29 protein-coding genes and 1 pseudogene are annotated in these 24,157 nt (G+C 69.1%); 14 read left to right on the forward strand and 16 right to left on the reverse strand.

Annotated features, from left to right (window positions below):
* The first annotated feature begins 11 nt into the window (after nt 1–11).
* On the forward strand, nt 12–506 hold the full coding sequence (locus NG1_RS15235; RefSeq protein ID WP_062971321.1) for a phosphoribosyltransferase: 495 nt from the start codon (nt 12–14) through the stop codon (nt 504–506).
* A 107-nt stretch (nt 507–613) separates the two neighbouring features.
* Here NG1_RS15235 and NG1_RS15240 read toward each other — a convergent pair whose 3' ends face one another.
* Nucleotides 614–982 carry a VOC family protein gene (locus NG1_RS15240; protein ID WP_062971323.1) on the reverse strand — a complete coding sequence of 123 codons (369 nt, stop codon included), beginning with the start codon at nt 980–982 and terminating at the stop codon, nt 614–616.
* Between the two features lie 62 nt (nt 983–1,044).
* On the opposite strand from NG1_RS15240, the gene NG1_RS15245 reads away from it, so the two are divergent.
* Entirely contained in the window at nt 1,045–1,503 is a 459-nt protein-coding gene (locus tag NG1_RS15245; RefSeq protein WP_062971325.1) for a MarR family winged helix-turn-helix transcriptional regulator, read from the forward strand.
* A 68-nt stretch (nt 1,504–1,571) separates the two neighbouring features.
* Here the strand turns inward: NG1_RS15245 and NG1_RS15250 are convergent, their stop codons facing one another.
* A complete protein-coding gene (locus NG1_RS15250) occupies nt 1,572–2,474 on the reverse strand; it encodes a universal stress protein (RefSeq protein ID WP_062971327.1) in 903 nt (300 codons plus the stop codon).
* A gap of 299 nt (nt 2,475–2,773) precedes the next feature.
* On the opposite strand from NG1_RS15250, the gene NG1_RS15255 reads away from it, so the two are divergent.
* Nucleotides 2,774–3,640, forward strand: coding sequence for a universal stress protein (locus tag NG1_RS15255; protein ID WP_062971481.1), 867 nt, complete (start codon nt 2,774–2,776; stop codon nt 3,638–3,640).
* A gap of 205 nt (nt 3,641–3,845) precedes the next feature.
* On the opposite strand, the gene NG1_RS15260 is transcribed toward NG1_RS15255, so the two are convergent.
* A complete protein-coding gene (locus NG1_RS15260; protein ID WP_084498946.1) occupies nt 3,846–4,910 on the reverse strand; it encodes a fatty acid desaturase family protein in 1,065 nt (354 codons plus the stop codon).
* 228 nt (nt 4,911–5,138) lie between these two features.
* On the opposite strand from NG1_RS15260, the gene NG1_RS15265 reads away from it, so the two are divergent.
* A complete protein-coding gene (locus tag NG1_RS15265; protein WP_174315507.1) occupies nt 5,139–5,894 on the forward strand; it encodes a ZIP family metal transporter in 756 nt (251 codons plus the stop codon).
* Nucleotides 5,895–5,964: 70 nt separating this feature from the next.
* Nucleotides 5,965–6,675 (forward strand): SDR family NAD(P)-dependent oxidoreductase, encoded by a 711-nt coding sequence (locus NG1_RS15270; RefSeq protein WP_062971483.1) that lies wholly within the window; start codon nt 5,965–5,967, stop codon nt 6,673–6,675.
* Nucleotides 6,676–6,735: 60 nt separating this feature from the next.
* On the opposite strand, the gene NG1_RS15275 is transcribed toward NG1_RS15270, so the two are convergent.
* Both NG1_RS15275 and NG1_RS15280 read right to left on the reverse strand, forming a co-directional pair.
* A complete protein-coding gene (locus NG1_RS15275) occupies nt 6,736–7,587 on the reverse strand; it encodes an EamA family transporter (protein ID WP_063910351.1) in 852 nt (283 codons plus the stop codon).
* Between the two features lie 2 nt (nt 7,588–7,589).
* Complete coding sequence (locus tag NG1_RS15280; RefSeq protein WP_062971331.1) at nt 7,590–8,108, reverse strand: MarR family winged helix-turn-helix transcriptional regulator; 519 nt, start codon at nt 8,106–8,108, stop codon at nt 7,590–7,592.
* A gap of 163 nt (nt 8,109–8,271) precedes the next feature.
* On the opposite strand from NG1_RS15280, the gene NG1_RS38290 reads away from it, so the two are divergent.
* From NG1_RS38290 to lipB, 4 genes are all read left to right on the forward strand, one after another.
* Nucleotides 8,272–8,730, forward strand: a complete 459-nt coding sequence (locus tag NG1_RS38290) for a hypothetical protein (RefSeq protein WP_174315508.1) — start codon at nt 8,272–8,274, stop codon at nt 8,728–8,730.
* Between the two features lie 101 nt (nt 8,731–8,831).
* On the forward strand, nt 8,832–10,238 hold the full coding sequence (locus NG1_RS15290; protein ID WP_062971333.1) for an MFS transporter: 1,407 nt from the start codon (nt 8,832–8,834) through the stop codon (nt 10,236–10,238).
* A 9-nt stretch (nt 10,239–10,247) separates the two neighbouring features.
* Nucleotides 10,248–11,213 (forward strand): sigma-70 family RNA polymerase sigma factor, encoded by a 966-nt coding sequence (locus NG1_RS15295; RefSeq protein ID WP_062971335.1) that lies wholly within the window; start codon nt 10,248–10,250, stop codon nt 11,211–11,213.
* Nucleotides 11,214–11,295: 82 nt separating this feature from the next.
* Nucleotides 11,296–11,931 (forward strand): lipoyl(octanoyl) transferase LipB, encoded by a 636-nt coding sequence (gene lipB, locus NG1_RS15300; protein ID WP_062971337.1) that lies wholly within the window; start codon nt 11,296–11,298, stop codon nt 11,929–11,931.
* A gap of 16 nt (nt 11,932–11,947) precedes the next feature.
* Here the strand turns inward: lipB and NG1_RS15305 are convergent, their stop codons facing one another.
* The gene (locus NG1_RS15305) at nt 11,948–12,244 is read right to left on the reverse strand and encodes a hypothetical protein (RefSeq protein WP_062971339.1); all 297 of its coding nucleotides are present in this window, start codon (nt 12,242–12,244) and stop codon (nt 11,948–11,950) included.
* On the opposite strand from NG1_RS15305, the pseudogene NG1_RS38295 reads away from it, so the two are divergent.
* The 4 genes and pseudogenes from NG1_RS38295 to NG1_RS15315 form a co-directional block, all read left to right on the forward strand.
* Nucleotides 12,228–12,359 (forward strand): annotated as a pseudogene (locus NG1_RS38295) (FAD-dependent oxidoreductase); the annotation flags it as partial. The gene NG1_RS15305 and the pseudogene NG1_RS38295 overlap by 17 nt on opposite strands.
* A gap of 292 nt (nt 12,360–12,651) precedes the next feature.
* Complete coding sequence (locus tag NG1_RS36705) at nt 12,652–12,846, forward strand: hypothetical protein (RefSeq protein ID WP_157114063.1); 195 nt, start codon at nt 12,652–12,654, stop codon at nt 12,844–12,846.
* Between the two features lie 253 nt (nt 12,847–13,099).
* Nucleotides 13,100–14,035 carry a DUF5996 family protein gene (locus NG1_RS15310; RefSeq protein WP_062971341.1) on the forward strand — a complete coding sequence of 312 codons (936 nt, stop codon included), beginning with the start codon at nt 13,100–13,102 and terminating at the stop codon, nt 14,033–14,035.
* 395 nt (nt 14,036–14,430) lie between these two features.
* On the forward strand, nt 14,431–14,673 hold the full coding sequence (locus NG1_RS15315; protein WP_157114064.1) for a hypothetical protein: 243 nt from the start codon (nt 14,431–14,433) through the stop codon (nt 14,671–14,673).
* A gap of 80 nt (nt 14,674–14,753) precedes the next feature.
* Here the strand turns inward: NG1_RS15315 and NG1_RS15320 are convergent, their stop codons facing one another.
* Nucleotides 14,754–15,305, reverse strand: a complete 552-nt coding sequence (locus NG1_RS15320; RefSeq protein ID WP_062971343.1) for a dihydrofolate reductase family protein — start codon at nt 15,303–15,305, stop codon at nt 14,754–14,756.
* 323 nt (nt 15,306–15,628) lie between these two features.
* Nucleotides 15,629–15,910: a hypothetical protein gene (locus NG1_RS15325; RefSeq protein ID WP_040866379.1), complete on the reverse strand. Its 282-nt coding sequence runs from the start codon at nt 15,908–15,910 to the stop codon at nt 15,629–15,631.
* Between the two features lie 378 nt (nt 15,911–16,288).
* On the opposite strand from NG1_RS15325, the gene NG1_RS36710 reads away from it, so the two are divergent.
* The gene (locus NG1_RS36710) at nt 16,289–16,444 is read left to right on the forward strand and encodes a hypothetical protein (protein ID WP_157114065.1); all 156 of its coding nucleotides are present in this window, start codon (nt 16,289–16,291) and stop codon (nt 16,442–16,444) included.
* A gap of 64 nt (nt 16,445–16,508) precedes the next feature.
* Here the strand turns inward: NG1_RS36710 and NG1_RS15330 are convergent, their stop codons facing one another.
* From NG1_RS15330 to NG1_RS15365, 8 genes are read right to left on the reverse strand one after another with little or no spacing between them, the layout of a single operon-like run.
* Nucleotides 16,509–17,450, reverse strand: a complete 942-nt coding sequence (locus NG1_RS15330) for an ABC transporter substrate-binding protein (RefSeq protein ID WP_062971345.1) — start codon at nt 17,448–17,450, stop codon at nt 16,509–16,511.
* Between the two features lie 31 nt (nt 17,451–17,481).
* Nucleotides 17,482–18,189, reverse strand: coding sequence for a class II aldolase/adducin family protein (locus tag NG1_RS15335; RefSeq protein WP_062971489.1), 708 nt, complete (start codon nt 18,187–18,189; stop codon nt 17,482–17,484).
* 13 nt (nt 18,190–18,202) lie between these two features.
* Complete coding sequence (locus NG1_RS15340; RefSeq protein ID WP_062971347.1) at nt 18,203–19,372, reverse strand: LLM class flavin-dependent oxidoreductase; 1,170 nt, start codon at nt 19,370–19,372, stop codon at nt 18,203–18,205.
* Nucleotides 19,369–20,466, reverse strand: coding sequence for an LLM class flavin-dependent oxidoreductase (locus NG1_RS15345; RefSeq protein WP_062971349.1), 1,098 nt, complete (start codon nt 20,464–20,466; stop codon nt 19,369–19,371). Before NG1_RS15345 ends, NG1_RS15340 begins: the two co-directional genes overlap by 4 nt.
* Nucleotides 20,463–21,488, reverse strand: a complete 1,026-nt coding sequence (locus NG1_RS15350) for an ABC transporter substrate-binding protein (protein ID WP_062971351.1) — start codon at nt 21,486–21,488, stop codon at nt 20,463–20,465. Before NG1_RS15350 ends, NG1_RS15345 begins: the two co-directional genes overlap by 4 nt.
* Nucleotides 21,485–22,264, reverse strand: a complete 780-nt coding sequence (locus NG1_RS15355; protein ID WP_062971353.1) for an ABC transporter ATP-binding protein — start codon at nt 22,262–22,264, stop codon at nt 21,485–21,487. Before NG1_RS15355 ends, NG1_RS15350 begins: the two co-directional genes overlap by 4 nt.
* Nucleotides 22,261–23,100 (reverse strand): ABC transporter permease, encoded by an 840-nt coding sequence (locus NG1_RS15360; RefSeq protein ID WP_062971355.1) that lies wholly within the window; start codon nt 23,098–23,100, stop codon nt 22,261–22,263. Before NG1_RS15360 ends, NG1_RS15355 begins: the two co-directional genes overlap by 4 nt.
* A gap of 1 nt (nt 23,101) precedes the next feature.
* The gene (locus NG1_RS15365) at nt 23,102–24,133 is read right to left on the reverse strand and encodes an NrtA/SsuA/CpmA family ABC transporter substrate-binding protein (protein ID WP_062971357.1); all 1,032 of its coding nucleotides are present in this window, start codon (nt 24,131–24,133) and stop codon (nt 23,102–23,104) included.
* Nucleotides 24,134–24,157 lie beyond the last annotated feature (24 nt).

The following is a 24,157-nucleotide window of genomic DNA, read 5'->3' on the forward strand; positions in this document are numbered from 1 at the left end:
AGGGAGAGCCTGTGACGGATCGCGAAGTACTGACCTGGGACTCGTTCGGTTCCGCGAGCCGGGAACTCGCCACGGCCATCGCGGCGGACGGCTTCGAGCCCGATCTGATCCTGTCGATCGCCCGGGGCGGGCTGTTCGTGGCGGGCGCCCTCGGCTACGCCTTGGACGTGAAGAACCTGCACGTGATGAACGTGGAGTTCTACACCGGTATCGACCAGCGCCTGGAACTGCCGGTGATGCTGCCGCCGGTGCCGCAGACCGTGGATCTGGCCGGCGCCACGGTGCTGGTCGCCGACGACGTCGCCGACACCGGCGCCACCCTGAAACTGGTTCGCGACTTCTGCTCCGGCAAAGTCGCCGAGGTGCGCTGCGCGGTGATCTACCAGAAGCCGTGGTCGAAGGTCGACAGCGAGTACGTGTGGCGGCGCACCGACCGGTGGATCAATTTCCCGTGGTCCACCGAACCGCCGGTAGTGCAACGCCGGCCACGCGTGCTCGACGCGTAACCCGGTTCCGCGGCTGTACGTCGCGGCAGCCGAGCCGGTGCGAATCGGCGCCGGATGAGGCGACTCCCGCGGATATGACATGGATCCGTCCGGAGGCGTCGGGCCGATCAGACGCGGTCGTGGAGAGTGACCTGGTAGCCGTCGGGGTCGGCGAAGGTGAAGGTCCGACCGAAGGGGCCGTCGATCGGCGCGGAGACGATGGTGTGGCCGTCGGCGACGAGAGCATCGTGAATGGCCTGGACGTCCGTGGCGTGCAGCCAGATCGCGGCACCGATGCCGGGCCGAGCAACGGAGGCGAGATCGGTGCCGGGAACGACGTCGCGGAGTGCGAACGCGATCGGTTCCGTCTCGAAGACGACGGCGTGCGGAGGTCCGGCCTGCGAGCGGACGAGGCCGAGGTACTGCTCGTAGAACGCCTGCGAAGCGGCGAGGTCGCGCGCTTGGAGCGAGATGAAGTCGGGGCCGGTGACGGGCATGATGATGCTCCTCAATCTGTGTCAGTTTTCTGACACCGATGAATCTATGTCAGAATGCTGACATGAGTCAAGACGGTGCGGGCGTCGACCTGGAGACGTCACTGGGCTACCTGCTGAAGGAGGCCTCGAGCGCCCTTCGCGTGGCCATGGAGGAGGTGCTGCGGCCACTCGGGATGAGCGTGACGCACTACTCCTGTCTGGAGTTGCTGGCTCAACGACCGGGCCTGTCGAACTCCGAGCTCGCGCGGGGCGCGTTCGTGACACGGCAGTCGATGAACGTGCTACTCCAAACCCTGGAACGAGACGGCTACGTGACCAGGCCCGCGGAGGCACCCGTCGGAAAGGTTCTTCCTACGCGGCTCACGCCTCGCGGACGGCGGAGTCTCGAGAAGGCGACCGTAGCGGTCCGGTCCGTCGAGGTCAGAATGCTGGCCGGCCTGAGCGAGACCGAGCAGTCGAGCGCGTCCCGGATCCTGCGGAGCATGATCCATTCCCTGCGCGATGGCAACGACGGCGCGTAGCTCGTTCCCCGGCGCACGCCTGGTCGCGCGCGCAAATGCTGGTCTGCCCGAACGTCGGCCGTCCCACCTCACCGGGAACGAACGACGATCATCGGCACCTCTACCGAGTGCAGCAGCGCGTTGCTGGTCGACCCCAGCACGGTGCTCGCGAATCCGCCTCGACCGCGCGTACCCACGATCACCAATTGCGTATCCGCCGACTGCTCCAGCAGGGACCGCACCGGCCGATCCGCCGTGACGACGCGTCGCACGGTGACATCCGGATAGCGCTCCCCCCACCCCACCAGGCTCTCGGCCAAGACCGCCTCCGCCGATTCGCGGGCTGCGTCCCACCCTCGGGCAGGCATGTCCAGACCGCTGGTATCGCTCCATGCGTGCAGCGCGACGAGGTCGACCTTCCGCCGGGATGCCTCCTCGAAGGCGAGTTCGACCGCGGGCACGCTGTTGCCGGTGCCGTCGACGCCGACGAGCACCGGTTGGCGGGCCGACACCGCATCGATCGCGGAGATGCCATGGATCACCGCGACCGGGCAGTGCGCGTGGTGGGTGGTCGCGGTACTCACCGAACCGAGCAGGCCACGCTGGAACGCACCGAGCCCGCGGCTGCCGACCACCAGCATCCGCGCTCGCGCGGACCGGTCGATGAGCAGCGGGATGGCCGGCTCGAAGCTCACCTCGGTGGTGATCGCGGGTTCGTCGCCGGGTGCGGCTGTCCGCGCCACCCGCGCGGCCTCGGCGAGGATTCGGTCGCCGTCGCGGCGCAGCCACTCCAGGTCGGCCTCCCCCAGCGAGATACCCGGCCCGAAACCGGTGGGTATGGCCATGGACGTGACGATGTGCAGCGCGCAACGATGCAGCGCCGCTTCGGCTGCCGACCAGGCCACCGCTTGATACGAACTGGCCGACCCGTCCACCGCCGCCAGGATCGGAGAGTTCGATTGTGTTGCGCGCGAGACCTTGTCGATGTCCATGCCGTCTTCCTTTCCACTCCGCGTGCACTGCGGCCACTTCGAGCATCGAGTCTCGGGCGGGTCATCGGCAGAGACGAAGGTCCTTCCCCGGAAGGGACCTCGGACCCTGGAGCACGGTTCTTGCGGTAGGTCGGCAGCGCCGGATACCGGTGCTTCCCCGGCCCGGTCCTGCTGCCGAAAGCCCTTCGCATCCGGGACCAACGCCAGGCGTGGGCGACCTCGCCGATCCCTACTCTTCGAGTACACGACATGCCCACTGCCCGGTCATGGCCGCCCACCAGGTTCAGAAAGCGAAAGTCATGTCTGCCGACCCCGAGAATTCCCCCGTCCTCGTCGGCGTCGACGGGTCGGAGTCCGCGCTGGCCGCCGTGCGCTTCGCCGCGGCCGCCGCGGCCCGCCGCCACGCACCGCTGCGCATCATCGACTCGATTCCCGCACCCTCCGATTTCGGACCGGGCGTCGCCCTCGAACGGATCGACTTCGACAGTTACCGCACGCAGGCGACCGCGGCACTCGAGGCCGCGCGGGAAGCCGCCGCGACAGCGGCCGCCCCGATCGGCGAACTCGACATCACCACCGAATTGGCCGAAGCACCACCGATCCCGCTCTTACGCGACCGATCCGAGAACGCGCGACTGCTCGTGGTCGGCACCCATGGGCTGGGCGTCTTCAGCCGCAGCATTCTCGGTTCGGTGAGCACCGCGCTGGCCAGGCACGCCGCATGCCCGGTCGCCGTGGTTCCCGTCGATGTCGAGCATGCGGACGGCCCGGTGATAGTGGGCGTGGACGGCTCGCCGTGCGGTGCGCGCGCCGTCGAGATCGCCTTCGAGGAAGCCGCCCATCGTGGCGCCGAACTGGTCGCGGTACACACCTGGTCGGAATTCTTCCGCTACGACTCGCGCGCCGAGATGCAGCAGGAGGGGGAGGAATTGCTCGCCGAGAGCCTGGCCGGGTACGGCGAGTGCTATCCGCAGGTGACGGTGCGGCGAGTGGTGGTCGAAGACCGCCCCGCCAGACGACTGCTCGAGGTGGGCGCGAACGCGCGGCTGATCGTCGTGGGCAGCCACGGGCGCGGCGGTTTCGCCGGAATGACCCTCGGCTCGGTGAGTCAGGCGGTGCTGCACGGGGCCTCGGTGCCCGTGCTCATCGCCAGATCGCAGAGCTGACAACCTCGCGTGTGCCACTTCGGCGATGGTGTCCTCGGGGGCCGTCGTCGCGGTGAGGAACTTCTGCAGGCTCAGATCCTCGGGACGGTAGAACAACGTGATCTCGGCGGCCGGACTCCGCAGGCGGCTGTCGTATTCGGACGAGGTCCTCACCGGCTGGGCATACCACCACCGCCACGGCGAAAACGCCGGTGCGGCGCGGGGTTCACCCGACCCGATCGGTCGCCGCGCCCGCCGAGGGCTCGATCGGACCGACAGGGGCGAGCGGCCGAGCGAGTCGACCGACACTGTGCAGGTGGCGCAGCGCGTGGATATAGGAGTCCAGGAGGCCGGTCTGGCAATAGGGCAGCCCGCGCTCGGCGCAGAACTCCGCGACCAGCGGCTGGGCTCGGCGCAGGTTTGGCCGGGGCATGGACGGGAACAGGTGATGCTCGATCTGATAGTTCAGGCCGCCCAACGCCGTATCGATGAGCAGGCTGCCGCGGACGTTGCGGGAGGTGAGCACTTGACGTCGCAGAAAGTCCTTCGAGTCGTCGGCCGTCAGCACCTCCATCCCCTTGTGGTTGGGCGCGAAGGTGCAGCCCATGTAGAGCCCGAACAGGCCCTGGTGCACGAGGATGAAACCCACGGCCTCGGCCGGGGACAGGACCAGGAACACCGCGCAGAGGTACCCGGTGGCGTGCGCGGCGAGCAACAGTCCCTCCCAGGCGCGGTGCGGGATGTCCCACCGCAGCACCGCACGGGCGCTCGCGAAGTGCAGGCTCCAGCCCTCCAGCAGCAGCATCGGAAAGAACAGCCAGGCCTGGTGCCGGAAAATCAGCCGCCGCAGGCCCCGGGCCGCGTGTGCTCGATCGCCGGAATGCGCCAGCACACCCATGACGTCGGGGTCGGCGCCCTCGGTGTTCGGGTGTGCGTGGTGCCGGTTGTGATTGCTGGTCCACCAGCCGATGCTCACCCCGATACCGAGGTTGCCGAAGAGCACGCCGTACAGGTAGTCGGCGCGCCGGGTGCCGAAGATCTGCCGGTGTCCGGCATCGTGGCCGAGGAAGGCGATCTGGGCGAACACCGCGGCCAGGAACGCGGCGACGCCCAGCTGCCACCACGAGTGGCCGACCACCACGAACGCCGTCCACCCGGCCGCGAACGCCACAGCTGTGAGCGCACTCTTCCAGAGGTAATACCGCCGCCGCCTGCTCAGCAGTCCCGCGCCCCGCACCCGGCGCAGCAACACCGCGTACTCACTGCCGCGCGCCGACACAGCACTTTCCATCACCACGGGCCGCCTACCGTCCTGCTCTCGCCGTTGTCCGCCGGAGCTCATCCGACCATTGGTGTTCGATCGCAAGTCAAGCACAGAACAGCTCAACCCTCGCGAGAACAGAATGCCGTGCACCGGCGGCGCCTCGTTTCCGACCCCGGCAGTACGGGTAGCTCGGACGAGAAGCCGGCGATGATCCGCGCTGGTTTCCGCGGGTTCGAGCAGTGAGGAGACGGTCGGGTGTCTGGGTTGTGGGTTGCGGGCGGGTGGGGGTTGCTGGCCGGATCCGCCCTGCTGATAGGGGCTTTGGTGGGATTCTTGGCGCGCGTCCCGACGAAGATCGTGGCCAGCGTGATGGGGTTCGGCAGCGGGGTGCTGCTGTCGGCGGTGTCGTTCGAGTTGATCGCCGACGCGCACGAACGCGCCGGATTGCCGCCCACCGCGCTCGGCGCCGTGTCCGGTGCGGTGATCTATACCCTGGCCAACCTCGCTCTGGCCCGTCGCGGAGCTCGCCACCGCAAGCGTTCGGGAGACCAGCAACCCAGCGAAGCCGAACAGTCCGGCTCCGGCACGGCCATCGCGTTGGGCGCGCTACTGGACGGTGTGCCCGAGTCCATCGTCATCGGGACCAGCTTGCTCGGCGGCAAGACCGTCAGCGCCGTCACCGTGGCCGCGGTGTTCATCAGCAATATCCCCGAGGGCCTGTCCAGCGCGGCCGGTATGCGCCGCGCCCACCGCCATCCGCGTTACGTGTTCGGCTTGTGGGGCGGGATAGCGGTGATCAGCGGCGTGTCCGCCATGGCGGGTTACGGATTGCTCGGCGACGCCGCGCCCGCCGTGCTCGCGGCGATCACCGCACTGGCCGCGGGCGCGATCCTGGCCATGATCACCGACACCATGATTCCGGAGGCGTTCGAGGACGCCCACCTGTGGGTCGGGTTGATCACGGTGGCGGGTTTCCTCACCGCCTTCGCGCTGTCCCAGCTCGACCACTAGGGCAGGGTCATGTTCGAGGTCGGCATGCGGCTTGACTTCGAGCGCGCTCCAGCTCTTAGCGTCGGTGATCATGACGACAACACTGATCACCGGAGCGAACAAGGGGCTCGGTTTCGAGTCCGCTCGCGGACTGCTCGCCGCGGGCCACACCGTCTACCTCGGCAGCCGCGACGCCGAGCGCGGGCGCCGGGCCGCCGAACAGTTGGGCGCGCGGCCGGTGCGGCTGGACGTCACCGACGACGCGTCCGTGGCTGCCGCCGTCGCGACCATCGAGGCAGCTGGAGGCCTGGATGTACTGGTCAACAACGCCGGCATCGCACCGGAATGGAGCGCCACCGACACCGTGACCGGCGCGGCGGACCTCACCGCCGAATTGATGCGGCAGACATTCGAGACGAACGTCTTCGGCACGGTGCGCGTCCTGCACGCGTTCCTGCCGCTGTTGCGGCGTTCCACGGCCCCGGTCGTGGTCAATGTCAGCAGCGGCCTGGCCTCGCTGAGCAAGGTCACCACCCCGGGCACCCCGGCATATGCCTACACGGGCATCGCCTATCCGGCATCGAAAACCGCGGTCAACGTCATCACCGTGCAGTACGCGAAGGCGTTTCCGGAAATGCGGATCAACGCGGTGGAGCCCGGGTTCACCAAAACCGACCTGAACGGGGGAACCGGCCACCAGACAGTGGAGCGCGGCGCGGAGATCATCGTGCGGATGGCGCAGGTGGGTCCGGACGGGCCCACCGGGGGCTACTTCGACGCCGAAGGCACCCTTCCGTGGTGATCGGATCGGTCACGAAGGCAGGCGCCGCACAGCAGAGGGCGCAAGCGCACCGACGAGGTCTCAGGAGGTGGCGATGACAGTGCTCGCCACCAACGCGGCGGCCAGCCCGATGAACTGGCTCCGGCGCAATCGCTCCTTCAGCGCCGACACGCCCAGTACCACGGGGACGATCGGGTAGAGCGAAGACAGCACGACTGCCACGGCCAGGTACTCGGTCCGGGTGGCGAAGAGGTAGGACACCAGTGCGGCGGCGGCCAGGACGCCGGAGCACACGGCGGCGAAGTCGGCCCGATGCGGCCGGGCCGTCGCTGCGTCGCCGGCTCCGGACGCGATCTTCCACGCCGACAGGGCGACGAGAACGACCGCCGCTGCCCGGCCCGCGGTCACCGGCCAGATACCGGAGACCGGTGTGGCCTGGGCCAAGGCGAGGTACTGCACGCCGATCCCGGCGCCGGCGATCAGTCCGTCGCCGATGGCGGCGCGGGCATTCGCGGCGGTACCGGTGGTGCCGTCCGCGACGAGCCAGAGAGCCGGCACGGCTACCGCGATCCCGGCCCATGCCGAGGGCGCCGGATGTTCCCCGAGGACGGCGGTGCCGACGAGGACCGGCAACGCGACGCCACCCACGGCGCTGACCGGTACCACCACCGACATCGCTCCACGGCTGATGCCCCGGAACAGGAATGTCATCGCGATACCGGTACCCACGCCGGACAGCGCTCCCCACCCGAGATCGGCCGGATGCGGCACGAGGCGGCGAGCCAACAGGCCGGCGAGGATGGTGACGGCAAGCCCGCCGAGTTGCCCGAGCAAGGCGACGCGCACGAACCCGACGCGCCGGGACGCGACGCCACCCACGAAATCCGACAGGCCGTAACTCGATGCGGAAACCAGTGCCAGAAGCGTGCCCATGATCAGGCCTCCCGGTCCCGCTCGGCCTGGCCCACCGGACACACCGCCGATCGAGTGCAGCAGCCGCGGTCGCACAACCGGCACAACAGATCCGCACTGCCGATCTCCCCGTACAGCCGGGCGAGCAGCTTCACCAGCAACTCCGTCAACGCTTCCCGCTCGGGGGCGTCGAGGTCGGAGATCAGCTCGGTCAGCCGTCCGGCGCGAGCGGCGAGGATCCGGCCTGCGGTTTCGCGGCCCGACGGCGTCAGGCTCACGCCGACCAGCCGACCGGTGCCGGGAGCGCGGCGGATCAGTCCGGCGGCCTCCATCGCATCGACCATGCGGGTGGTCGCGGACTGACTCAGGCCCACTCGTCTACCCAGATCGGTCACGCCGAGACCCGGCGACTGCGCGAGCGTCACCAGCGCGCTCGCGCCGCTCGCGCTCACCGCACCGGTGCTGTGCACCTCGGCGAGCATCACGTCGTTGATCGCGAGCGCCGCCGCCCCCAGCAGATTCGCCAAACGCTGATCATGCATGACTCATGCATACCCGTGCCGACAGAGCTCAACCGACAGAAGTTCCGCGAACGATCAGGATTCGAGAAGCGCTGGTCACCGAGCCGGAACTACCGTCATCAGCACGGAGGTCCGCCCGGCGCATCGCCGGGACGCGGTATGGATCGCAGGCAGAGGAGGACGCATGACTTGGAACGAGCGGGTTCGACGGACACACCGGTGGCTTGCCATCGTCTTCACGGTGACGATCGTGGCCACCGTCGTCACCTTGGCGCTGAAGGGTCCGGTCTGGGTGTCCTACGTGCCGCTGGCACCACTCGCCTTGCTGCTCTTGTCCGGTCTCGGCATCTTCGTGTTGTCGTATGCCGCTACGCGACGAAGCCGAGCCGCGAACATTCCGCAGGCCGGGGCTTCCCGCAGTTCCGCACCACGGGTCCGGCAGCTGCACCGTGGATCGGGCATTGTCTTCGTCGCGACGGTCCTCGCCACCTTCGTCGCCTTGGCCCAGGAGCAGCCGGTCGTCTGGGTGTCCTACCTGCCGCTGCTCCCGCTCGCCCTGCTCCTGTTCTCCGGCCTGTACATGCTGGTAGGTCCGTATTCCGTCCGGCGGCGCAGCGCCCGCCGGGCCGCGCAGCCGGGCTGAGGATCACGGGACGAGTTCGCGGCGAATTTCCGCACCCGCGATGAATCACGGCCGTGGCGCCGGTAGGTACTGGCGAACCTATCGGAGGAGGACTTTCGCCCATGAATATGACCACGGGACAGCGCTGGATACTCGCGCTGACATCGGTGGCCGCGCTACTGATCTCGCTGGACGCACTGGTCGTCACCACCGCGCTGCACGCGATCCAGCTCGACCTGCACGCCTCGATCGCCGAACTCGAGTGGACCGTCAACGCCTACACCCTCAGCTTCGCGGTGTTGCTGATGGCGGGTGCGGCGCTGGGCGAGCGATACGGACGGCGCCGCGTGCTGGTCGCCGGGGTGCTGCTGTTCTCGGCGGCGTCGGCGGCGTGCGCGCTGGCTCCGAGCCTGGGCTGGCTGATCGCCGCCCGCGCGGTGCAGGGCGTGGGATCGGCGGCCGTCATGCCGGTGGGCATGGCACTGTTGTCGGCCGCCTTCCCGCCCGAACAGCGCACCCGCGCGCTCGGGCTGTTCGCGGCGGTGACCGGACTGGCTACGCTCGGCGGTCCCCTGGTCGGCGGCGCGGTGGTGGAGGGGGCGACATGGCAGTGGATCTTCTGGCTGAATCTGCCGATCGCCGCACTGCTCGTGCCGCTGATGCTGACCCGGTTGCCGGAGAGCCGAGGCGAGGCACGCGCACTGGACTACCCGGGTATCGGGCTGGCCGGCGCCGCCGCGCTGGGATCGGTGTGGGGTCTGCTGCGCGGCAACGAATCGGGCTGGGGCAGTGCGGAAGTTCTCGCGGCGTTCGCGCTCGGGGCGGTCGCGCTGGTCGCGTTGGTGCGCTGGGAACGGCGGGCCACCGCGCCACTGATCCCGATGCGGCTGTTCGCCGCGCGCGGCTTCTCGATCGGCAACGCGGTGGGGTTCCTGCTGTTCGGTTCCATTTTCAGCGGGGCGTTCTTCTTCGCGCAGTTCCTGCAGACGGTCCAGCACCACGGTCCGCTCGGCGCGGGGGTGCGGCTGGCGCCGTGGACGATCACCCTGTTCCTCGTCGCGCCGGTAGCGGGCAGGCAGGTCAACCGTTTCGGTGAACGACCGCTCGTGGTCGCGGGACTGCTCATGCAGGCCGGGGGCTACGGCTGCCTCGCGATCATGGCCGGGCCGCAGCTGTCCTACCCGGCCATGATCGCGCCCTTCGTGCTCAGCGGCGTCGGCGTCTCGATGGCCATTCCCGCGGCACAGAGCGCCGTGCTGCGTTCGGTGCCGCTGTCGGCGGTGGGTGCGGCGTCGGGCACGTTCAACACCTTGCGTCAACTCGGGGGCGCGTTCGGAATCGCGCTACCCGCGGCGGTTTTCGCCTCGGTCGGCGGTCTCGGATCCGCGGGTGCCTTCAGCACCGGATTCGCCGCCGCCATCGGCACGGCGGCACTGCTGGCGCTGACCGGCGCCGCGCTCGGCCTCCTGCTACCGGCCGGCGCGCCCGTCGCCGCGCCTGCCGACGCGCAGCCGGTCGCGGCTCGGTAGGTTGCGACGATGACCATCGGCGCCGATTTCGCGGCCGAGACCATGACCTACCGGCCGGAGCTGCTCGCACACTGCTATCGCATGCTCGGGTCCGTCCACGACGCCGAGGACCTGGTGCAGGAAACGCTGTTGCGGGCCTGGCGGGCCGCCGACCGGTTCGACGAGCGGCGCGCTTCGCTGCGCACGTGGCTGTACCGCATCGCCACCAACGCCTGCCTGACCGCGCTCGAACAGCGCGGCAGGCGGGCCTTGCCCACCGACCTGAACGGACCGGCCGCGACCGTCCGGCCCCGGCCGCCCCGGCATCCCGAAATCTCCTGGCTGGAACCGATTCCCGACGCCCTGCTCGGCAACTCGGCCGATGACCCGGCGACCGTGGTGGCCGCGCGCAGCGGCATCCGCCTCGCCTTCATCGCCGCGCTGCAATACCTGCCCGCCCGCCAGCGCGCGGTGCTCCTCTTGCGCGACGTGCTCGCCTGGTCCGCCGCGGAGGTCGCCGATCTGCTCGACACCTCCCCCGCCGCGGTCAACAGCGCCCTGCAACGCGCCCGCGCCCAGCTCGACAAGGCCGCCCCCATGATCGATCGGATGTCCGAATCCCTGAGCCCCGGCGAGCGCGCGATGATCGATCGCTACGTCACCGCCTTCGGCAACGGCGATATGGACGAACTCAGCAAGCTCCTGCGCGACGACGTGGTGCTCGAGATGCCACCCGCCCTGGTCTGGTTCGCCGGCCGCGCCCACGTGGTCGCGTTCTTCGCGCACAAGGCGAATCAGGACGGCGACACCTGGCGGGCCGTGCCGACCGCCGCCAACACCCAGCCCGCCGTCGCCTACTACCTGCGCGACGCGGACGGGACCCACCGCGCGCACTCCATCCACGTTCTCACCACGACCGAGACCGCCATCGAACGCATCACCGTCTTCCTCGGCGAGGAATTGTTCCGGCCCTTCGGTCTGCCGCCGGCACTGTGACGCAGGTTGCGGTGCGGGCCGCCGAGAGGGACATCCGAAGGCGGCGAACTCCCCCTGCACGGGAGAGCGTTATCGTCGGAGCATGCGATCCAGGCCGCTGACGTTGATCCAGGACGACCTCGTCGACTACGACAAGGCCATGGAACGCATGGGTGAACTGGTCGACCAACGCCACAGCGGCGCGCGGCCGGATACCTTGTGGCTGCTGAGCCACCCGCCGGTCTACACCATCGGACGCAGAACGCCGCAGGACCACCTGCCGGACCCGGCCCATGACATCCCGGTCGTGCAGACCACGCGCGGGGGCCAGCTCACCTATCACGGCCCCGGCCAGCTGGTCGGCTATCTCATCGTCCGGCTCGATCCCGGCGAAGGAGTGGTCGATTACATCCGCGAGGTCGAGTTCCGCCTGATCGAGGCACTCGGCCGGCTGGGCATCGCCGCGGAACGCCGCGATACCCCACCCGGCTCCGAACTGCTCACGGGTGTGTGGACCAGGCACACCGGCCGCAAGATCGTCTCCATCGGCATGCGCCAGAGCCGCGGGATCACCAGTCACGGCTTCGCGCTCAACGTGAACGGTGACCTCGAACCCTGGCACTGGGCGGTTGCCTGCGGACTCCCCGACGTCGACATGACCTCCGTGGCACGCGAATCCGGGACGGCCACCATGGACCAGGTGCGCCCGATCGTCGCCACCGCGTTCGAGGCGAATTGAACGCGGGGAGCAGATGTCAGGCGCGTGCCGCGGGTACCAGTCGGGCTCGTGAGGTCAACGCGCGCATGCCCGTCTTCACGACGTTCGCGTAGGCGGCGGTCGCGGCGCGGTCGGTGGGCCGCAACGGGATCCGCAGCAGCTCACGGGTTCGGTGATGCAACAGCGTCCGTACCGCGAAGTCGGGCGGTGTGCGTGGCACCCAGGCGTCGGGCCGCAACAGTTCCGGTGCGAGCTTGTCGCTGTCCGGGGTGACGGCGAGTTCGGCGAGCCGTCCGGACGTTTGCCATCCTCGAGTCATGCGATTGGTGATCATCGGCGGTGGCATCCTCGGCAACGCGCACGCGATGGCCGCGGTCCGCCGCGGGCACGAGGTCGCCCACCTGGAGCGAGAACTCGAACCGCGCGGGGCGACCGCGCGCGACCGAGGAGACCGCCGATCTGCTCGAGCTCTGAGGAATCACACCAGGACAACGAGTTCCGTCCCGCGTGCGGCACCCGCACCGATCCCTCGAGATCCCCGTTTTCGCGCATGGACATCCGAGCTTCCTGTCCGCGACATTATGCGTTACTAGACATATCCCAAACCTCGGTGACAGTGGTGCTGTCCCACCACAGAATCCGCGCGCCGATTCGCACCGTTCGCCCCGGGCGGGAAGAATGCTCACTATTGCGAAATCAATTGTCCGCCTTCGCATAACGTGCCCTATGGAGCGGACGGGGATGACTGGAGAAATAGCGTTGGTACTGCTGTGGGTGGCGATCGTCGCCATCGTCGTGATTCTTCTCGGCGGTGCGGCCGCGGCGATGGTGTGGGATCCGAATTCCCGCCGGCGAGCCCGGGCAACCGGAAAGGGTGCCGCGCTGCCGGTGGCGAGCATGCCATCACCGCACGGCAGTTGGCCCCGCCGATCTTGAGGCGCAGCCGTCGGCCGCGGAGCCGCTCCTCGCTCCGAGTCATCGAGCTCGCAGTCACACCCCGAACGTCGCCAGACAGTTGCCAACCGCAGCGCATGTCGGGCTTCCCGGTGCGTTACCAGCAGGTACGGTGACGATCAAAACGCTGCGCCGCGCCTGCACGGGCGTCCGCGCACGGCACTGGCACCGAGAATCCCGAAAAGACGGAGGTGTGGCAGTGACAGGCTCCGAGACCACCCCTGGGCCGTGGCCGATGTTGCGCGTCGAGGATTGGACGCCCACGCGCGAGACGCTGCACATGTGGACGCAGATCGTCGGCAAGATCAGGCTCTCGCACGCTCCGCTGGTCAACCACTGGTGGCAGGTCACCTTCTACCTCAGCCCGAGGGGGCTGACCACCTCCGCCGTGCCGCACCCGACAGGGTGTTTCGATATCGAATTCGACTTCCTCGATCATCGGCTGCACATCCGGTCCAGTGACGGCCGAACCCGGCAGATCGCGCTCGAACCGAAGCCGGTGGCGGCGTTCTACGGCGAAATCGTCACCGCGCTCGGCGAACTCGGCATTCCGGTACGAATCCAAGCCAAGCCGAACGAGGTCGAGCCGGCCATCCCGTTCGCCGAGGACTACGAGCATCGCTCCTACGACGCCGCGGCCGCCACCTTGTTCTGGCGGCAATTGCTCGCCGCCGATCGCGTCATGCACAAGTTCCGCTCCCGCTTCATCGGCAAGGTGAGCCCGGTGCACTTCTTCTGGGGCGCGATGGATCTGGCGTGCACCAGATTCTCCGGCCGATCCGCTCCGCGGCATCCGGGTGGCGCTCCCAACTGCGGCGACTGGGTCATGGTCGAGGGCTACTCGCACGAGCTGAGCAGTTGCGGCTTCTGGCCGGGCGGCGGCGCGGAAGGCGCCTTCTACGCCTACGCGTACCCGGAGCCCGAGGGGTTCGCCGACTACCGGGTCGGTCCACGAGAGGCCTTCTACAGCCAGGATTATCGCCAATTCCTCCTGCCGTACGAGGCAGTGCGCACGGCCGAAGCGCCGGAGCGAGCGCTGCTCGAGTTCCTCGACACGACGTACGCCGCCGCCGCCGACCTCGGCCATTGGGACCGCGCCGCCCTGGAGACCGACCCGGAGCGCTGGCAGCACGAGCGCCGGGCGCACGGCATGGACGGTTCACCATCGTGACCGCCTGCCGCGCAAGGTGCGCGATGGGACCGTCACACCCAACCGATCCGTCGGCAGTGGCGCGCGTTCCGCGCGTCGGTAGGCCTCGCGACCCGGTCAGAGGACTTCGCGCCGATCAATAGAGCGCGGCAGAACCTCCGTCGTATACGCATAGCTTCGGCGGCCCCGCAGCAGGCGCAGTAGCGCCCGAAGACCTGATGAACGGCACGATGCTCAGGTCAAGTCGCCTAACCAATGGCCATCACCCCTGGTCACACCCCGAAAACCACACCCGCCCGGGGCGAAGCTTCCCAGCCATGGGGAAAAGACTCGCCGGTGGTCCACCGATCAATGTATCGTTATATGACGGCACGTTAATCGACGGGATGAATCTTATGCACAACACGAGCAAGCGCGTGACAGTGCGTCGAGTGGTGGCCTCGGCGCTGATCGGCGGGGCGGTCATCACGGCGGCGGCAGTCGCTTCGCCCGAGTCCTCGGTGACCACCACAGCGGATCGGTATTCGCACAACCCGGCCGACAAGCGCGGTTCCGGGGTGGGTGAGCGCGCCCGCAGCAGCAACCACGGTGGATACCAGGGACGCAACGAGCGCCCGTGCCAGTACACCCCCGAGGGTTACTGCACCGGAGGGCGCTGACATATCCGGCTCCGCTCGCCACACCCGGCGGCGAGCCGGATCGCCCGGGCGGCCCGCAAGGGCCGCCCTTCCGCGTTTCATCAGGCCTCGGCGGGGCCGTATCCGAGGTGGACGACGCCATTGGCGTAGACCTCGTGCTCTTCGAGTGCCAGTTCGGTCGCGTCGACACCATCGCCCCACAGGCGCTTGCCCTTGCCGAGCGCGATCGGATAGACGAACAGGTGCAGGTCGTCGACCAGCCCGTCCGCGAGCAGCGCCCGCACCAGCGTGCCGCTGCCGCTGACGTAGATGCTGCCGTCGACCTCGTTCTTGAGGTTGCGGATGACCTCGGGGTCGTAGGCGCCGAGGCGGATGCTGTTGGCCCATTCCGCTTGCGGCTCCCGCGCCCCGACGACGTACTTCGTCGTGTCGTTGAAGAACAGCGCGCCCGGATCGTCCTCGACGGTGCGGGTCGACCAGGCCGGGGCGAACATCTCGAACGTGGTGCGGCCCAGCAGGATCGCCTTGGATGCCGAGGTGATCGCGCCGAGGGTCTCCCCCATCTTCGGGTCGAACCCGTACTCGAAGGTCCAAGACGGATCCTCGTACACCCCGTCGAGTGCGATGAACTCGTGAACTGCGATGGTGCCCATGGTGTTTCCTTTTCTCCAGTGCGGCCGTCGTCGCCGGGCGCGGCCGGTGCCGCTGTCGAGAACGTCACGGCCGGGCTCCGCATTACGGGTTTGCCTACGGTCGGGCCGTCACCTTCGAGACGGACCCGGTTCGCGGTTGCTTTCTACCGCACCGACGGCGTCTCGGCTCGCGCCGCGCGCAATGCGCATGGTTCCACCACCCCGGCTGATCGAGTGCGGCATCGACGGCCTCGTCCGCCGAGCGGGCCGATCTTCGCCACCGAAATGCGAGCGCCGGCCCGACGGTCGATGTCGGGCCGGCGCGTCACGAGTCCAGGCCCGTGTCAGCCGATGATCGAGTTCATGATCGTGCCCGCGCTGGTGGCCACCGCGCCCCCGGCCATCGCGCTGGCGACCATCTTCGGCGACTGGAGGCTGCCGCCGTTCCATTTCTCCCAGGCGAACCGGCCGCCGCCGTAGGTGATCGCCGTGATCCCGGACAGCTGGACCAGCCAGGTGAAATAGCGGCCCATCTGCATGAGTTTGTCCGCGAGCGGCGGCTCTTCCGCGGTCGGATTTTCGAACTGCTGCGCGATCACGGTGTCGTGCAGCGCGGCCAGAATCATGCTCACGTTCGTGCTCCTTTTCGCATGCCGAGGTGATGCCGGAGACAGATTCGAGAGAAAGAGCTGCGCTACCGAGGAATTCGGCGAGCCACGGGCACTGCGACGCTCACGGCCGCCGATCCGGCGGTCCCGTGTCGTGGTCGTGTCCTGTTTTCCGGTGGTTCGCCGGGAAACTCGTGACAAGATCGATTAGATCGTATGGCGAAGGCGTATTCCCCGCGACACACCGGCGTCCGCATGATTCAACTCACAGCCTCCTGCCGTGCCGGACGACGCTGCGACCTCTACGATTTCACTGAGTGCAGGGGCTGACATGATGTCGGTGCAGTGCGGCGCCGAACCTTCCGCTGAGATCACCGTGACCGCGGGGAGGGCACAATGCACACCGCTTTCTTGATTCCACTGCTCATCACGCTGTTGATCGTCACCGCGACGGCCGTCGTCGCCGGTTACGCCACCGTTGTCGCAGCCTATTGGTTCGAGCTGCGCTCCACCGAAAGACACGGCGGGCGGCCGAATATCTCGCCGCGCTGACATTTCTCCGACACGACGAACGGGCCGGGGTTTTCTCCGACCCCCGGCCCGCCGTTTCGTCCGATCAGACCGTTATGCCGGATTTCGCGATCACCGTCTCGCCGATCCACGGCAGGACGGCGTCCCGGACCCGGACGGTACTCGGCAGCAGGCCGTTGGCGGCCAGCAGATCGGCCGCGTGCTGCTGTTCGTCCAGGAATTCCTCGGAAACGGGCTGGACACCGAAGGGCCTGCCGCGCAGGGCGGCTTCCCACGCGTCCGGGCTCGCCGTCCCACCGCGGGCCACCACGTCGTCCACGAAGTACTGGGCGGCCGCGCGCGGGTTCTCCCGGATCCACGCGTCCGACTGCTGCAAGGCGGTGATGATCGCCGTCAGCGCCGCGCGGTTGCCTTCGGCGAAGTCCCGCCGGGTGAACCACAGTGAGGGGTGGCTGAACAGCGACTCGGTGTCCACCAGCGTGCGCAGGTCGACGGCCGCCTCGATCGCGGCGAGACCCGGATACGCGCCGACCCAGGCGTCCAGGTCACCGCGTAACAGTGCCGCGCCGCCGTCGTGCACGTCGATGTCCACCGGTTCGATGTCCCTCCATGCCAGGCCCGCGCGGTCCAGCGCGAGCAGCGCGAGGGTGGTCTGCCAGGAACCGTGCGCGATGCCGACCCGCTTGCCCTTCAGATCCAGCACCGTCTCGATACCGGAATCGGCCTTGGTGACCAAGCGGCCGTTCTCCACCCTGGGTCCGGAGATGCCGACGTAGACGATGTCGCGTCCGTTGGCGAGCGCGGTCAGCGGGGGCGTGAAGCCGGTGCCGATGAAGTCGTAGCCGCCGTCGAACAAATGATCGGAATGCAGCGACGGCAGCCCTGTCCTCGGGTCCACCGGCGCGGGGCGCGGCAGGTCGCGCAGGTCGACCCATTCCACCTCGGGCAGCAGATTCTCCAGGATGCCACGGTGGCGCAGGACGAACAGGGAGTTGTTGTGCGGGAAGTAGCCGACACGAATGGTCATTGATCGCTCCTCGTTTTCGCGGTGGCGGCGGTCAGATCAGGCCGCGGCGGCGGGCCTCGTCGGCGAGGCCGGTGCGGCTCCACTGCACCGCGAGATTGGACGGATCGAATTCGGCCGAGCCGCCGAGGGATTCGGCGATCGCCTGGTATTGCGCGCCCTCCTCGAGCAGCACGACGAACTTCGCCAGCTCCAGCAGTCCCGAGCGGCCGATGACGTTCGCTCCGCCGTTGGCCTCGAAGATCGCGACCAGGTCCGGGTCGTCGATTAGCTTGGAGAGGATGAAATCGCCCGCGGCGACGCTGCGGTCGATGTGCGGCGGGATGGCCCTGGACAGGGTGAGCCGCTGGGAGGCCGCGTAGCGGATCGGCAGTGTGCGATGGGTCTGCGCCCACCCGCCCAGCCAGGGGGTGTGGATGTGCACCACCGAGGTGATCTCCGGGTGCGCGCGGAACACCTTCGCGTAGCCGGTGACGAATCCGGCCGAACCTGTCCCCGACAGCACCTCGCCGTCGAAGGTGGCGACCACCGGCGCGATGGCACGGTCGTCGGCCCACGGCCCCGGTTCGTTCAGGGCGACGGCGATCTCCTCACCGGGCACGCGCTCCACGAAATTGACGGTGCCGTTACCGGAAACGGTCCCGGTCTCCCGGAACACCCGGAACGCCTTGTCGGCGTCGCGGGTCGCGGCGGCGACGAAGGCGGTGACGGACTCCGGCAACCGGGTCTCGGTGGTTGTCATCATTTCTCCTGAATCATCGAGCGGGGGAAAGGGCGGACTCGGCGGCGGGCGCGGTGAGCCGGGATCGGCCGAGCAGTGGGAGCACCTCTTCGCCGACGCGATAGGCCTCCTCCAGGTGCGGGTTGCCCGCGAGAATGAACGCGTCGACGCCGAGATCGATCAGCTCGTCGAGCCGCTGCGCCACCTGCTCGTAGCTGCCGACCAGGCCGAACGCGGGGCCGCCGCGGATCAGGCTGAATCCGCACCAGACGTTGGGCTGTACTTCCAGGTCGCGGTAGCCGGTGATGGTCTCCGGCACCCACCCCTGGATGCGGGCGGCGCCGACCGAGTCGCCTCTGGCGGCCCGCTCGGCCGCGCCCCGGTCGACGAAGGCCCAGCCCTTCTCGATCTCCGCCCAGGCCGCCTCCTCGGTGTGCCTGGCCAGGATGTCGATGCGGACGGCGAATCTCGGCGCGCGTCCGACGGTTCCGGCGTGCGCGCGCACACCGTCGAACTTGGCGCGCAGGTCGGCGAACGGCTCCAGCCAGGACAGGTAGTAGTCGGCGTGCCTGCCCGCGGCCCGCACCGCGGCGGGCGAGGATCCGGAGAAGTACACCTCCGGAAACGGCTGTCCGGCGATGCCCGGCGCGAGTGCGGCGCCCTCGGTCCGGAAGAACCGTCCGTCGTGATCGTAGGGATCACCGTCCCACACGCCACGCAACACGTCGAGGAACTCGCTGGTGCGGGCGTAGCGATCGTCGTGCGAGACCTTGTCGCCCCACCACAGCTGGGCGGGCCCGCCGCCCCCGCTGATGATGTTGTAGACCAGCCTGCCGCCGGTCGCGCGCTGCAGGCTCGCCGACATCCGCGCCGCCTGCACCGGGTGCAGGAAGCCGGGCTGGAAAGCGACCATGAAGCGGTAGGTGGTGGTCTCCCCGGCCAGGGCCGCCGCGACCGCCCACGGGTCGTCGGTCACCGGGAACGACGGCAGCAGGCCGCCGAGGAATCCGGCCGATTCGGAGGCCTTCGCCACCGCCGCCATGTGGTCGATGTAGCCGTAGCCGTCGAGTTCGCCGCCTCGGATGGCGGGTGCGATATTGCCCGGCCCGTATCCGTTGGCGTGGCCGCGGTTGTAGCGGCGCGGCGTGCGCAGCGACGCGTGGTCGCCCTCCATGCCGATGCGCCAGTAGATGTCGATGGTCATGCGATTGCCTCCTGCGCGGTCAGGGTGCGGCCGACCGGGTCGGCGAGGAACAACAGGTGCTCGCCCGCGCGATGCAGCTCCTCGATGTGCGGGTGCCCGGCGAGCACCACGCTGTCGACGCCCGCCTCGGCATAGGACGAAAGACGCTGCGCGACTTGTGTGTAACTGCCGACGAGCCCGATGGTCGCGGGGTATCCCAGGTCGGCGAACCCCGCCCAGCGGCCGCCGCCGAGATCGTGTTCCCGTGCGTCCGGCCCGTCCGGGCGCACCTCACGCCACAGGCGTTCGGCGCGAGCCCATGCCTCGTCTTCGGTTTCCCGCGCGATGACCGGCAGCTCCAGCCCCGCGCGCACCGTCCGTCCCGCCGCCGTCGCGCGCTCGCGCAAGGCGGCGATCGCCGTACCGACACCCGCCTCGGTCTCGGTGAAGACGTGCACGTCCCCATGCTCGGCCGACAGCTCGAGCGCGGCGGCGCAATCGCCGGTCAGGTAGACCGCCGGGAACGGCAGTCCGGACAGGATGCCGCGGAAGCCGCCGTCGATCACGTCGTAATGCGTGCCTGCGTAATGGAACCCGGTGCCCGCGAAGCCCGCCGAGGGGACGGCGGCCTCGTTCCAGACGCCACGGGCCACGGTGAGGAACTCCGCGGCTCTGGCGTAGCGGTCGTCTCCGGTGACGCGATCCCCGCGCGCCCGCGCGTCGGCGGGGTCGCTGTCCACCGCCAGTCGCCAGGCCAGTCGGCCGCCCGAAATGCGTTGCAGAGTGGCGGAGATCTTCGCCGCGTAGACCGGAGTGCCGAACGCGGGCTGGAATTCGACCACGACGCGGGAGTGGCGGGTGCCGCGCAGCGCGCCGCCCGCCACGATCCAGGATTCCTCGCCGTCCGGGTCGTAGGGCGCGAGCACCCCGTCCAGTCCGGCCAGTTCGGCGGCATCGATGATCTGGGCCAGATCGTCGAACGGGCCGAAGCGTCCCGGCCGAAGGTCGGTCGCCGGGGTCACCGGCGCGCCGCCGAATCCGCCGCGATTGCGCTGTCCGGGTCGAGCGTGACGGCCGTCGCCCCGGGAGGGCAAGCGCCACAGGAACTCCGTCATGCGGGGACCTTCCCGGCTTCGACGAGTTGCCTGGCCTGGGCCAGCGGCTCGTGCGCGACCCAGGAGTCCAGGTCGAAGTCGGCGGCGAGGAAACCGTGGGTGTAGAGGAATTGCTTCTGCACGCCGATCAGCTCGAGGCGTTCGTCCGACAACGAGGGGTGCAGGTCCCGGTGGAAAGTCTCGCCGTACGCCGCGACGACACCCTCCGGCCCGGACAGGGTCTCCCGCTGGAGCACGTCCCGGACCCCGTGCAGGTTGCCCGCGGCCCAATCCGCCGCACGCAGGCTCTGTGCGAGGAATTCCACGACCACCTCCGGACGCGCCTGGAGCAGGTCGGAGTGCACGGTGATCGGGCGTGGCGTGCCGTTGTTTACCCGGAAGCGTCTGGCCTCGGTCGCGTCCAGGTCCACCGCGACGCGCAGGCCGTGCTCGCGCGCGACTTCCTGGGCGCGGGCGCCCTTGACGTAGATGGCGTCCACCTCGCCGCGCAGCAACTCCTCGACGCCCCAGGTGACCACCCGGCGATTCGCCTGGATCTCCGTGCGCACCTGTGGGTTGCGCTCCACGCCGATCTCGACGACGCGCACGTCGGCGAGGGTGTGACCGCCGAGCCGCAGTGCGTTCGCGAAGCCGTGTAAGGCCATCGCGCGGGGGAAGCTGCGCGGCTGGTCCTGTGCCCACGCCGGGACGCCGATGCGCAGACCGGCCAGCTCCGCGGCGCCGCCGACGGTGGACTCCGGGCCGACCAGAATGGCTTGCGCCTCGTCGATCCAGGTCAATCCGATCAAGCGGGTCGGCGAGCCGTGGGCGCGTGCCGCCAGGGCCGGAACGTTGCCGCCCTCCCGGATCAGCCCCGACAGGTCGTGCAGGAAGTGGTGTCCGGCCAGTTCCGGCCCCGCGTCCTGGAGGACGCCGAACTCCAGCCCGGCTCGCGCCGCGGCGTCGCCGAGCCAGCCGAGGCTGTGCGCGAGCCCGCTCGCGGTGGGTACCGGGCAGCGGGTGTACCAGAGGGTGTCGGTCATGAGGCACTCCTTGGAGCGGGCGTGGGGCGGTCCACGCCGAGCTGACTGAGGAAAAGGGATTGATAACGCAAGATTTCGGGGTCGGCGCGGTCGCGCGGGCGGGCCACGTGGATGCCGACGTCCAGGGCGAAGCGCCCCTTGTCCAGGATCAGCACGCGGTCGGCCAGGCGGATCGCCTCGTCGACGTCGTGGGTCACCATGAGCACCGCGGGACGGTGCCGAGCGACCAGGTCGCCGACCAGGTCCTGCATTTGCAGGCGGGTCAGCGCGTCCAGCGCCGCGAAAGGCTCGTCGAGCAGCAGCAGTTCGGGTTCGCGCACGAGGGCGCGGGCCAGCGCCGCGCGCTGCGCCTCGCCACCGGAGAGCGTGGCGGGCCACTGCCGTGCTTTGCCGTCGAGGTTGACCTCCGCCAGGGCACGCAGTCCGGCTTCGCGGTTGCGCCGGGACCGGCGCTGCCCGACGACGACGTTCGCCAGTACCCGTTTCGAGGGGATCAGCCGCGGCTCCTGGTAGACGGTGGTGCGCCGTCCGGGAACGAGCACCTCCCCCGCATCGGGCGCTTCCAGCCCGGTGAGCAGGCGCAGCAGCGTGGTCTTACCGGTGCCGCTGGGTCCGAGCAAGACGACGAACTCGCCGCGCCGGATGGTCAGGTCGACGCCGTCGAGCACCGTCTTGTGGCCGAACGACTTGCGCAGGCCGGTGATCGAGACGGCGACCGGTTCGGCCATCGCGGGCGCGGTATTCACCTCGGCCCCGCGTTCGGTAACGGCGGTCATCGGATCGCCACCTGTCCGCGCCAGGGCATCGCGAAGCGCTCGGCCACCCGCACCAGCCCGTCGAAGACCAAGCCCAGCAACGCGTACAACACGACGCACAGCACCATGTAGTCGGTGCGGTTGTACTCCTGGGCCAGGGTGACCAGATAGCCCACGCCTTCCCTGGTGCCGACCTGCTCGGCCGCGATGAGACCGGTGATGCTGATCGACAGGCACACCCGCAGCGCCATCAGCACGCCGGGCAGGGCCGACGGCAGAACGACCTCGAGCACCAGCCGCGGGCCGGTCAGCCCGAAACTCCGAGCCGCCTCGACCATCTTGCGATCGACGTTGCGCACGCCGAGATAGGTGTAGGCGTACATCGGGGCCACCGTCGCGACGGCGATGAGCAGCACCTTGTACAGCTCGTCGATGCCGAACCAGGCGATGAACAGCGGCACCAGCGCCAGGAACGGTACCGCGCGCAGGATCTGCATCGTCGAGTCGACCAGTTCCTCACCGAGGCTCGACAGTCCCGACAGCAGACCGAGCGCCAGCCCGATGGCCACACCGATACCGACGCCGAAGGCGGCGCGCACGAACGACGCGATCGCGAAGTCGAGCAATTGGCCGGTGCCGAGCAGTTCGGTGAACGCCGTCCACACCGCGGGCGGGCCGGCCAGCACGCGCTCGGAGAGCGCTCCGGTCGCGGAGCCGGCCCACCAGCCTGCGACGATCAGTACGGGGAGCAGGAACCGCAACGGCACCGAAAGCCAAGCGGGCCTGCGCTTTCCGGCGCGGTTACGGGGCGGGGCGAGTTCGGTGGGCACCAGCCCCGCCGCGGCGATCACCGCCATCTCAGCTGCCCGCCTGGATCGCGGCCAGCTGCTCGGGCGTCAGCTTGGACTTCAGGTCGTAGAAGATGTCGGCGGCGGTGATCTTGCGACTGATCACGCCGTTGCCGAAGAAGGTGTTCACCACGTCGGCCAAGGCGGCGGCGTCCGCCTCGTTCGGCAGGTGCGGCACCGTGGCCTCACCGCCCACCCGGTAGGCGTCGGTGAGCCGCGCGCCCGACAGTGCCCGTGGGCCGGTCTTCTCGAAGACGTTCTCGAAGTCGGCGGGATTCGCCCGCTGCTTCGCCGTGAGGTCCTGCAGCACGTCGAGGTACTTCGCCGCCACGTCCGGACGCTGGTCGAGCACCTCGGTGCGGAATACGACGACCGTGTTGTCGTTGGAGCCGATGCTCTTCTCCGTGGCGATCTCGACACCGCCGTTGGCCTTCGCCTCCTGGTAGGGCACCAGGAACGACGCCCAGCCGTCCACCTTGCCGGTCGCGAACGCCGAGGCGGCGTCCTTCTGCTGCAACGGAACCCGCGTCACCTCGCCGGCCGGAACGCCGGCCTGTGCCAGCGCCTTGAGCAGGATGTATTCACCCTTGGCCGCGGGATTCACCGCGACGCGCCTGCCGACCAGGTCGGCGACCGAGTGCACGCCGGACTCCGGGGTCACGATGATGCCGCTCTGGTCCTTGCCCGCCGGATCCTGCACGGCGACGATCCGCACGCCGACGTCCTTGGACAGCGCGCCGACGACCGGGCTGAACGCCGCGCCGGAGACGTCGAGTTCCTTGGTGTTGAACAACTTCAGGTTGGAGCTGAAGCCGGGGGTGATGGTGACCCACTCGATCTTCGCGCCGAGCGGCGCCAGCGCCGCGTCGAAGGTGCCGTCGCGCTTACCGACCGCCAGCGGGCCCGAGTTCCCCGGATCGGCGACTTTGAGCACGAAGGAGACGCCTGCGCTGGTGTCGGCGGTGTCCGAACCACACGCGGCGACGCCTGCGACGAGGGGAACGATCGCTAGCGCGATGCGCATGAGGGCTTGCCGCCACATCGTGAGGACTCCTTGTCCGAGTTA

This window comes from Nocardia gamkensis NBRC 108242 (assembly GCF_001612985.1).
Taxonomy (GTDB): domain Bacteria; phylum Actinomycetota; class Actinomycetes; order Mycobacteriales; family Mycobacteriaceae; genus Nocardia; species Nocardia gamkensis.

Excerpts from the sequence above, each read along its gene's own strand:
- NG1_RS15240 (WP_062971323.1), bottom strand. The coding sequence starts at position 982 with ATGCCCGTCACCGGCCCCGACTTCATCTCGCTCCAAGCGCGCGACCTC.
- NG1_RS15255 (WP_062971481.1), top strand. The coding sequence starts at position 2,774 with ATGTCTGCCGACCCCGAGAATTCCCCCGTCCTCGTCGGCGTCGACGGG.
- NG1_RS15350 (WP_062971351.1), bottom strand. The coding sequence starts at position 21,488 with ATGACCGACACCCTCTGGTACACCCGCTGCCCGGTACCCACCGCGAGC.
- NG1_RS15280 (WP_062971331.1), bottom strand. The coding sequence starts at position 8,108 with ATGCATGATCAGCGTTTGGCGAATCTGCTGGGGGCGGCGGCGCTCGCG.
- NG1_RS15260 (WP_084498946.1), bottom strand. The coding sequence starts at position 4,910 with ATGGAAAGTGCTGTGTCGGCGCGCGGCAGTGAGTACGCGGTGTTGCTG.
- NG1_RS15275 (WP_063910351.1), bottom strand. The coding sequence starts at position 7,587 with ATGGGCACGCTTCTGGCACTGGTTTCCGCATCGAGTTACGGCCTGTCG.
- NG1_RS15330 (WP_062971345.1), bottom strand. The coding sequence starts at position 17,450 with ATGACCATTCGTGTCGGCTACTTCCCGCACAACAACTCCCTGTTCGTC.
- NG1_RS36705 (WP_157114063.1), top strand. The coding sequence starts at position 12,652 with ATGACTGGAGAAATAGCGTTGGTACTGCTGTGGGTGGCGATCGTCGCC.
- lipB (WP_062971337.1), top strand. The coding sequence starts at position 11,296 with ATGCGATCCAGGCCGCTGACGTTGATCCAGGACGACCTCGTCGACTAC.
- NG1_RS15320 (WP_062971343.1), bottom strand. The coding sequence starts at position 15,305 with ATGGGCACCATCGCAGTTCACGAGTTCATCGCACTCGACGGGGTGTAC.
- NG1_RS15250 (WP_062971327.1), bottom strand. The coding sequence starts at position 2,474 with ATGGACATCGACAAGGTCTCGCGCGCAACACAATCGAACTCTCCGATC.
- NG1_RS15335 (WP_062971489.1), bottom strand. The coding sequence starts at position 18,189 with ATGACAACCACCGAGACCCGGTTGCCGGAGTCCGTCACCGCCTTCGTC.
- NG1_RS15345 (WP_062971349.1), bottom strand. The coding sequence starts at position 20,466 with ATGACGGAGTTCCTGTGGCGCTTGCCCTCCCGGGGCGACGGCCGTCAC.
- NG1_RS15290 (WP_062971333.1), top strand. The coding sequence starts at position 8,832 with ATGAATATGACCACGGGACAGCGCTGGATACTCGCGCTGACATCGGTG.
- NG1_RS15295 (WP_062971335.1), top strand. The coding sequence starts at position 10,248 with ATGACCATCGGCGCCGATTTCGCGGCCGAGACCATGACCTACCGGCCG.
- NG1_RS15310 (WP_062971341.1), top strand. The coding sequence starts at position 13,100 with ATGTTGCGCGTCGAGGATTGGACGCCCACGCGCGAGACGCTGCACATG.
- NG1_RS15365 (WP_062971357.1), bottom strand. The coding sequence starts at position 24,133 with ATGTGGCGGCAAGCCCTCATGCGCATCGCGCTAGCGATCGTTCCCCTC.
- NG1_RS15270 (WP_062971483.1), top strand. The coding sequence starts at position 5,965 with ATGACGACAACACTGATCACCGGAGCGAACAAGGGGCTCGGTTTCGAG.
- NG1_RS15305 (WP_062971339.1), bottom strand. The coding sequence starts at position 12,244 with ATGATCACCAATCGCATGACTCGAGGATGGCAAACGTCCGGACGGCTC.
- NG1_RS38290 (WP_174315508.1), top strand. The coding sequence starts at position 8,272 with ATGACTTGGAACGAGCGGGTTCGACGGACACACCGGTGGCTTGCCATC.
- NG1_RS15245 (WP_062971325.1), top strand. The coding sequence starts at position 1,045 with ATGAGTCAAGACGGTGCGGGCGTCGACCTGGAGACGTCACTGGGCTAC.
- NG1_RS15360 (WP_062971355.1), bottom strand. The coding sequence starts at position 23,100 with ATGGCGGTGATCGCCGCGGCGGGGCTGGTGCCCACCGAACTCGCCCCG.
- NG1_RS15340 (WP_062971347.1), bottom strand. The coding sequence starts at position 19,372 with ATGACCATCGACATCTACTGGCGCATCGGCATGGAGGGCGACCACGCG.
- NG1_RS15325 (WP_040866379.1), bottom strand. The coding sequence starts at position 15,910 with ATGATTCTGGCCGCGCTGCACGACACCGTGATCGCGCAGCAGTTCGAA.
- NG1_RS36710 (WP_157114065.1), top strand. The coding sequence starts at position 16,289 with ATGCACACCGCTTTCTTGATTCCACTGCTCATCACGCTGTTGATCGTC.
- NG1_RS15355 (WP_062971353.1), bottom strand. The coding sequence starts at position 22,264 with ATGACCGCCGTTACCGAACGCGGGGCCGAGGTGAATACCGCGCCCGCG.